This window comes from Phytoactinopolyspora endophytica, assembly GCF_004138495.1.
GTDB classification, from domain to species: domain Bacteria; phylum Actinomycetota; class Actinomycetes; order Jiangellales; family Jiangellaceae; genus Phytoactinopolyspora; species Phytoactinopolyspora endophytica.
The window spans coordinates 458,105-460,814 of record NZ_ML142849.1; the positions used below are offsets into that span (position 1 = coordinate 458,105).

A 2,710-nucleotide genomic window follows, 5' to 3' on the forward strand; every position below is an offset into this window, starting at 1 on the left:
TGTGCCGTATCACCCGTGACTCGAACGTCTGCTGATCCCGATGCAGGAAACTTAGGCATTCGACCTTACGCCCGCATGGGCATGTTCTGCCGACGACGCGGCCCGGGCCTCGGCAACCTCTGCGCTGAGTACACGGTCATGGTGCGCTGAATACACGTGAAATCGATCTGGAAACCGCCTTCCAACGAGCACTCACCGCACCAAGCGCCACTCGGTGGGTGGTGCCGGTTCAAGGGCGTTCCATGCCGCGCATCTGCAGCACTTTCAGGGCAAGGGCCAGGTCGAGGCGCAGCTCCGGGTCGCTGGTGAAAGGGCCGAGCATCCGTTCCAGCTTGCTGATCCGGTAGCGCAGCGTGTTGTAGTGAAAGTGCAGAGTCCTGGCCGCCTCCGCCACGTTCAGGTTGACGTCGAGCAGGACCTTCAGTGTGTGCCGCAGGTCCTCCATGTCCTCCTCGTCCGTCGCCGCCAGTTCGCCCAGTGTCTCCCGGACGAATCCTTGCAGCTCCGCGACGTCCTTGACCAGGCTGATCAGCCGGAACGACCGCAGCGCGTCGAAATGCGCAACCGATCCGGCCCCGTTGATCTGCCGGCCGACCTGGACCGCACGCCGGGCCTGCTCATACGCGGCCGGCAGCTCCTCCGGGCCTTTGACCGTCCGGCTCACGCCGGTGGAGAACGGCCTCCGGCCGCCTCCGCCATCACCCGACACCTCACGTACCACGTCGCGGATGACGGTCTCCGCGTCACCCGACGGCGGCACGGCCAACAACGCCACCACCTCCTGGGCGAAACCGACGACGGGTGAGTGCCGGTCGCGCCTCCCGACGACGGTCTGCCAGGCGGTGGCGAACCGCTCCTGAACAGGCCGGAGGTCGAAGCTGGACGCCGGCGCGTCCTGGGCGTCCGGGTCCACCTCGGCCACCACCACGACCATCGGCCGGTCGATCTCCCAGGCGAGAGTCTGGCAATGCGCCACCATCTGCTCGCGGCTCCCGGCCCGTCCGGCCAACATGTCGCGGAGGAAGTCGCCTCGGTACTTGCTCTCGACGGCCGTGACCGCCAGCTGTTTGTTCACCGACAGTGCGGCGACGGTCGCGGTGCGCTCCAGAACCTGCACGTCACCGTCGTCCAGCTCGCGGTCGTGCGCGAACGCCACGATACGGCCGTGGTCGACACGGCCGGCGACGATCGGCACGACCGCGTGCCAACCCGGGACGTCGGCGTGGGTGTGCACCCCCCGCTGCTCGTACTCGATACGGAACCGTCCGGTGTCCTCGAAGCATGGGCTGGACTTCCAACCTGAGATGTCGCCCGGGTCGCCGCCTTCGGCGAGCACGCGCCCATCCGGCGTGGTGATGAAGACGGACGCGCCCAGGACGGCGGACACCTGAGTGCTGATCTCGTCGAGACCGCCGCCGTTGAGGACGATCGTCAGCAGCGCCTGATGCACCTCCCAGGATCGCTCGAGCACCCCGGCCTGCCGGTTGAGCACCTCGGTCAGCACCTGGTTGATGATCTCGTCGAACCCGATCGCGTCCGGCAGGAGCAGCAGCGGCATGCCGAGCCGGTCCGCCTCCGAGATCATCTGTTCCGGCAAGCTGTCCAGGTATCGGTGCAGCTTCACGCCGATCGCCGCCAAGCCGTGGCTATTCAGCTCGCAGACGAGTTCCGGCAGCCCCTGCGGGGTGTTGCGCAGCGGATACCCGGTGGTCAGCAGCAGCTCGTGTGGTTTGACCCAGGGCAGGATGTCCGGAACCTCCATGACGTTGGCACGCTGGATGACGCGTTCCAATCCACCGCCGCCGCCCATCAGCCGGGCACCCCGCAGCGCGGGCATATCCATCGCCTTGCGCACGGTCAGGCCAGTCGGTGCCAGCGTCGCCCGCTCTCCGGGCGGATCAGCCGCTAAGCCACCCGGTTCTCCGCCGGATTCTGGCAAATCCGGCGAACCTGAGGCCTGATCGTTGGCAAGTTTTTCCATGCGAGAACCGTAGCGCTACAGATACGTTCGTGACAGGCCTTGCAATAACCACCAGGTAAACCGGAGGCGGCCTTGGCGGTAGCGCCGCTGCGGCACCATGCCGCTCCACAGACCGCCCGGCAGACCTTGCCGGCCGCGGCCAGCGCCGCCCTTCAGCCACTACTCGCCGCGCCCGCTGCGCCGGCCCAGATCGTGGCCAGCACCAGAGAGCTGCTGGCGGTGCAGGCGCCGCGTGCCCGTCATGGGCTGGTGTGCCTGATCGGCACCCGTGCGGTACGCACGCCGTGCGCGATGGTGCTGGCCGGCCCGGTGCCGCAGGTCGACGTCGGCACGGCGGTCGAACTCGGCGACGGCCGGCTCCGGTTGCCCGACGTCACGGTGACAGCGATCCGCTGGTGGCAGCCGCGCCGGCCGGTGGTGGCAGACCCGGGCGGTGCCGCCCGCCGCGCCGCACGCTGTCCGGCACCTGATCTCGACGCGCCGGTCCTCGAGTCGGCCGCCACGCTCGCCTGTGCCCTGCACTCTCGCGCTCTGAGCCTGGACGAGTCGGTCAACGCGCTACTCGGGCTCGGACCGGGCCTCACTCCGCTCGGAGACGATGTACTCGCGGGCGCCGTCGTCGCACTCCGCGCCGTGCGCAGCGCCGCCGCGGACGAGCTCGCCGGCGCCATCTCCGATGCCGCGCCGGTCGCACGCACCACTACGGTCTCCGCAGGGCTGCTCGCCTAT

The 2,710-nt window shown here is 68.8% G+C and carries 2 protein-coding genes; one reads left to right on the forward strand and one right to left on the reverse strand.

The features are described 5' to 3' along the window. Window positions 1-229 precede the first annotated feature (229 nt). Entirely contained in the window at window positions 230-1,981 is a 1,752-nt protein-coding gene (locus ELR45_RS02055; RefSeq protein WP_129663015.1) for a PucR family transcriptional regulator, read from the reverse strand. Window positions 1,982-2,053: 72 nt separating this feature from the next. Between ELR45_RS02055 and ELR45_RS02060 the strand changes: the two genes are divergently transcribed. Beyond that, the coding region (locus ELR45_RS02060; RefSeq protein ID WP_129663017.1) for an oxamate carbamoyltransferase subunit AllH family protein at window positions 2,054-2,710 on the forward strand (657 nt) is incomplete at its 3' end.

What these genes read in the sequence shown, in the direction of transcription:
- ELR45_RS02055 (WP_129663015.1), bottom strand. Translation starts at nt 1,981, where the DNA reads ATGGAAAAACTTGCCAACGATCAGGCCTCAGGTTCGCCGGATTTGCCA.